We start from the raw sequence: 4,369 nt of genomic DNA, 5'->3' as shown, positions 1-4,369 counted from the left end.
GCCGCACTGGGCCAGGGATGGCCCATTGCGGCGGCCCACGGATTCAAGCCGGAGTGCGGGCATACCGAGCCTGGGCGAGGTACCGAGTGGTGGGGCAAAGCGTTTTTTGGTTACTTTTTTAGGCGTTTGTAAAAAAGGTGACCCGCCGTAAGGGCGGAACCCTAAGCCGCCGTTACCGCAGCAACGGATATGTACACCCACCAAAAAACCCCAATTGACTCCCCTCCCACCCCCATGCTCTCCTACACACCTTGTTTCGGGTGCCCTTCACAGGGTGAAACGGGAAACCGGTAAATCATGCGTGCATGACCAGTCCGGTGCTGCCCCCGCAACGGTAAGCGAGCGAAGCGTCACAGCCACTGTGCCCTCGGGTATGGGAAGGCGAAGCTTTCAGGACTCTAGTTCAAGAGCCCCCTCGCAAGCCCGGAGACCGGCCCGAAAAAATCAGATAACAAACCCGCGGTGGGCGGGCGCTGTTTAAAACTCTGCGTGCCTGGCTCGCGGGGTTTTCATGCGCTCGTTCCACCCTGACACCCAGAAGGGACGCGCCATGTCGATCATCAGCAGCACCTCGCACACCACCCGTAGCTCCGCCACCCTGAGCCAACGCCTGAGCGCCGCCATCGGTGCCTCGATCCTCGGCGCCTGCCTGGTGTATTTCGCCGGTTTCTCGCATATCGAGGCGGTGCACAACGCGGCCCACGATACCCGCCACAGCGCCGCGTTCCCGTGCCACTGAGGCCTGCCGACATGATCAAGCGTATTGCTCAAACCGCAGGTTTCACCGGCTTGCTGGCCGCCCTGCTACTGACCCTGCTGCAAAGCTTCTGGGTCGCACCGCTGATTTTGGAGGCGGAAACCTTTGAAAAAGCCCCGTCTGCTGTCGAAGTGACCCATGAACATGCCGAAGGTGCCGCAGCCCATACCCACGACGCCGAAGCTTGGGAGCCGGAAAATGGCTGGCAGCGCGTGCTGTCTACTACCGGTGGGAATCTGGTGGTCGCCGTCGGTTTTGCGCTGATGTTGGCGGGCCTCTACACCCTGCGCGCGCCGACTCGCACGGCCCAAGGGCTGCTGTGGGGCTTGGCGGGTTACGCGACGTTCGTGCTGGCGCCTACTTTGGGCCTGCCACCGGAGTTGCCGGGGACCGCCGCGGCTGATTTGGCACAACGGCAGGTCTGGTGGATCGGCACCGCGGCGTCCACCGCAGCCGGTATCGCGCTGCTGGTGTTTGGTCGCAACGGGCTGCTGAAAGTGCTGGGCGTGGCGATCATCGCCGTCCCGCATGTTATCGGCGCACCGCAACCCCTCGTGCATTCGATGCTGGCCCCCGAAGCGCTGGAGTCACAGTTCAAGATCGCATCGCAGTTGACCAACGTTGCATTCTGGCTGGCCTTGGGCCTGATCAGCGCGTGGCTGTTCCGCCGTAACCGCGACGAACACTACTCGGCATGACGCTGGTGGTCGGGCTGGGATGCCGGCGGGGTTGTGACGTTCACACCCTACTGGGTCTGTTTGACGCCGTCCTCGCCGAGGGCGGTATTGAGCGCCAACATATTGCGGCCCTGGCCAGTATTGATCGCAAGCAGGATGAACCGGGTTTGCTTGCCCTGGCTCACATGCTGAACCTGCCGTTACAGTGTTTCAGTGCAGAACACCTGGCGGTTTACGAGGACCGGCTGAGCCACAAATCAGCCGTGGCCTTCGCACACACCGGCTGTTACGGCATCGCCGAAAGCGCGGCCCTTGCCTTGGCTGAACAGCTCTCCCACGCCCCTGCCCGCCTGTTGATCACCCGCAAAAAAACCGCCCAGGCCACCTTTGCATTAGCCTGCACCGGCTAAAATCCCGATAATTGCCGTTCTCGATCATGAGCAATCTTCATGCTCGCCCGTTTTTCAACAGGAACTCCCCATGACCGTCTACTTTATCGGCGCAGGCCCCGGCGACCCGGAATTGATCACCGTCAAAGGCCAGCGGCTGATCCGCAGTTGCCCGGTGATCATTTATGCCGGCTCGCTGGTGCCCACCGCCGTATTGGAGGGTCATCAGGCGGAACAGGTGGTCAATAGCGCCGAATTGCACTTGGAACAGATCATCGAGTTGATCCAGGCAGCCCATGCAAAGGGCCAGGATGTGGCCCGCGTGCATTCCGGCGACCCGAGCCTGTATGGGGCGATTGGCGAACAAATCCGCCATTTGCGCGAACGGGGCATTCCCTTCCAGATCATTCCCGGGGTAACGGCAGTGGCGGCTTGTGCGGCGTTGCTGGAGGCGGAACTGACCCTGCCGGATATCGCCCAAAGCGTGATCCTGACCCGCTACGCCGACAAAACCAACATGCCTGCCGGTGAGGCGTTCGACAGCCTGGCCCGCCACGGCACGACCATGGCGATTCACCTGGGGGTCAACCACCTGGACAAAATCGTCGCCGAACTGCTACCGCACTATGGCGCGGACTGCCCGATTGCCGTGGTCCACCGGGCGACGTGGCCGGATCAGGACTGGGTTGTCGGCACGCTGAGTGATATTGCCGAGAAGGTGGCCGCCAAGGGTTTCCGGCGTACGGCACTGATTGTGGTTGGCCGGGTGTTGGCAAGCGACAGCTTCAGCGAGTCCTCACTGTACCGGGCAGGCCACGCGCACCTCTATCGCCCCTGAAGAGTGCGGTTAGACATGTGGGATTGCTCGCGAACGCAGGGTGTCAGCCAGTGCATCTTTAACTGAACTACCCGCATTCGCGAGCAAGCCCGCTCCCACAGTTAATCTTATTTGTTAGAAATACCGAGTAAGACACTGAATTTTAAGCATAAAAAAACGGCGCTCACGGGGCGCCGTTTTTTGTTCGCAGTGAACGCCTTACTCAGTAGTAGGCGTTTTCTTTCTGCGTGTGGTCAGTCACATCGCGTACGCCCTTGAGCTCCGGAATGCGCTCGAGCAGGGTGCGCTCGATGCCTTCACGCAGCGTCACGTCCGCCTGGCCGCAGCCTTGGCAGCCACCGCCGAATTTCAACACGGCAATGCCGTCTTCCACGACATCGATCAAGCTGACCTGACCACCGTGGCTGGCGAGCCCTGGGTTGATCTCGGTTTGCAGGTAGTAGTTGATGCGCTCGTTGACCGGGCTGTCGGCGTTGACGTTCGGCACCTTGGCGTTAGGCGCCTTGATGGTCAACTGGCCGCCCATGCGGTCGGTGGCGTAATCGACCACAGCATCGTCCAGGAACGCTTCGCTGAAGTTATCGATGTACGCGGTGAAGCTTTTGAGCCCCAGGGCGGTGTCTTCAGGCTTCTCTTCCCCGGGCTTGCAGTAGGCGATGCAAGTCTCGGCGTATTGGGTGCCGGGCTGGGTGATAAAGACGCGGATACCGATGCCTGGGGTGTTCTGCTTGGACAGCAGATCAGCCAGGTAATCGTGCGCGGCGTCGGTAATGGTTATGGCAGTCATGGAAACTCCTCACAGGCTTGCGGGCAGTTTACGCCAAATTATTACCGAGGTACAAAGTCCTAGTGTTTTTGTCGGGATAGTTTTTTGTGCGGGTGCCTTGGGGGGATGTACCTATCCGTTTCTTCGGTAACGGCGGCCTATGGTTTCGCCCTTACGGCGACTCACTTTGGAAAAGCCCCAACGTAAGCAATGGGCTCTTGCCGGTATGACTCACCCACATGGTTTACAAATTAGTTCACACACATTTGGAACTCAGTACATCAGGCAGAGAGTGTGCTGCTCTTCAGGCTGTACTCGGTCAATGTGGGGCTGGCTTGTCGGACCGCCGAACCGCTGCGATGGCATCAGCTGGGTATGCCTGATGTACCGAGGTGCCTGCATCGCAGGCAAGCCAGCTCCCACAGAAAAGCAGTTCTGCTTCTGCTGTGCTTTTGCCCTGCCTTCGCTTCTACCACTCAGGTCGGCTACCAGGCCGCCGTGCTCTGCTTTTGATCTGCTGTTGATCTTGATCTGACAGGCCCCGTTAACCACATTTTGAACTCAGTACATCAGGCAGAGGGCATGCGACTCTTCAGGCTGTACTCGGTCAATGTGGGAGCTGGCTTGCCTGCGATGGCATCAGCTGGGTATGCCTGATGTACCGAGGTGTTTGCATCGCAGGCAAGCCAGCTCCCACAGAGAAGCAGTTCTGCTTCTGCTGTGCTTTTGCCCTGCTTTTGCTTCAACCACTCAGGTCGGCTACTAGGCCGCCGTGCCCTGCTTTTGATCTGCTGTTGATCTTGATCTGACAGGCCCCGTTAACCACGCTGGCCGCACGCAGGCTTGAATCCGTGGGTAACCCGGCAGGACGCCGGGTTAGCCGCACTGGGCCAGGGATGGCCCATTGCGGCGGCCCACGGATTCAAGCCGGAGTGCGGGCAT

General features: G+C 59.9%; 5 protein-coding genes and 1 riboswitch. Of the genes, 4 read left to right on the top strand and 1 reads right to left on the bottom strand.

The window, feature by feature from the left end; genetic code table 11:
* Nucleotides 1-241 precede the first annotated feature (241 nt).
* A riboswitch (cobalamin riboswitch) is annotated at nt 242-453 on the top strand.
* A gap of 97 nt (nt 454-550) precedes the next feature.
* From ACDZ94_RS13075 to cobM, 4 genes are all read left to right on the top strand, one after another.
* A complete protein-coding gene (locus ACDZ94_RS13075) occupies nt 551-739 on the top strand; it encodes a CbtB domain-containing protein (RefSeq protein WP_064452011.1) in 189 nt (62 codons plus the stop codon).
* Between the two features lie 11 nt (nt 740-750).
* A complete protein-coding gene (locus tag ACDZ94_RS13070) occupies nt 751-1,455 on the top strand; it encodes a CbtA family protein (protein WP_432750245.1) in 705 nt (234 codons plus the stop codon).
* Nucleotides 1,452-1,844 (top strand): cobalamin biosynthesis protein, encoded by a 393-nt coding sequence (locus ACDZ94_RS13065; RefSeq protein ID WP_064452009.1) that lies wholly within the window; start codon nt 1,452-1,454, stop codon nt 1,842-1,844. Before ACDZ94_RS13070 ends, ACDZ94_RS13065 begins: the two co-directional genes overlap by 4 nt.
* A gap of 70 nt (nt 1,845-1,914) precedes the next feature.
* On the top strand, nt 1,915-2,661 hold the full coding sequence (gene cobM, locus ACDZ94_RS13060) for a precorrin-4 C(11)-methyltransferase (RefSeq protein ID WP_221294506.1): 747 nt from the start codon (nt 1,915-1,917) through the stop codon (nt 2,659-2,661).
* 202 nt (nt 2,662-2,863) lie between these two features.
* On the opposite strand, the gene nfuA is transcribed toward cobM, so the two are convergent.
* A complete protein-coding gene (gene nfuA / locus ACDZ94_RS13055; protein WP_017136914.1) occupies nt 2,864-3,448 on the bottom strand; it encodes a Fe-S biogenesis protein NfuA in 585 nt (194 codons plus the stop codon).
* Between the last annotated feature and the right edge of the window lie 921 nt (nt 3,449-4,369).

This window comes from Pseudomonas sp. UBT (assembly GCF_050915955.1).
Taxonomy (GTDB): Bacteria; Pseudomonadota; Gammaproteobacteria; order Pseudomonadales; family Pseudomonadaceae; genus Aquipseudomonas; species Aquipseudomonas antarctica_A.
This window is presented reverse-complemented; position numbering and strand designations above follow the sequence as displayed.

What these genes read in the sequence shown, in the direction of transcription:
- ACDZ94_RS13070 (WP_432750245.1), top strand. Translation starts at nt 751, where the DNA reads ATGATCAAGCGTATTGCTCAAACCGCAGGTTTCACCGGCTTGCTGGCC.
- cobM (WP_221294506.1), top strand. Translation starts at nt 1,915, where the DNA reads ATGACCGTCTACTTTATCGGCGCAGGCCCCGGCGACCCGGAATTGATC.
- ACDZ94_RS13065 (WP_064452009.1), top strand. Translation starts at nt 1,452, where the DNA reads ATGACGCTGGTGGTCGGGCTGGGATGCCGGCGGGGTTGTGACGTTCAC.
- nfuA (WP_017136914.1), bottom strand. Translation starts at nt 3,448, where the DNA reads ATGACTGCCATAACCATTACCGACGCCGCGCACGATTACCTGGCTGAT.
- ACDZ94_RS13075 (WP_064452011.1), top strand. Translation starts at nt 551, where the DNA reads ATGTCGATCATCAGCAGCACCTCGCACACCACCCGTAGCTCCGCCACC.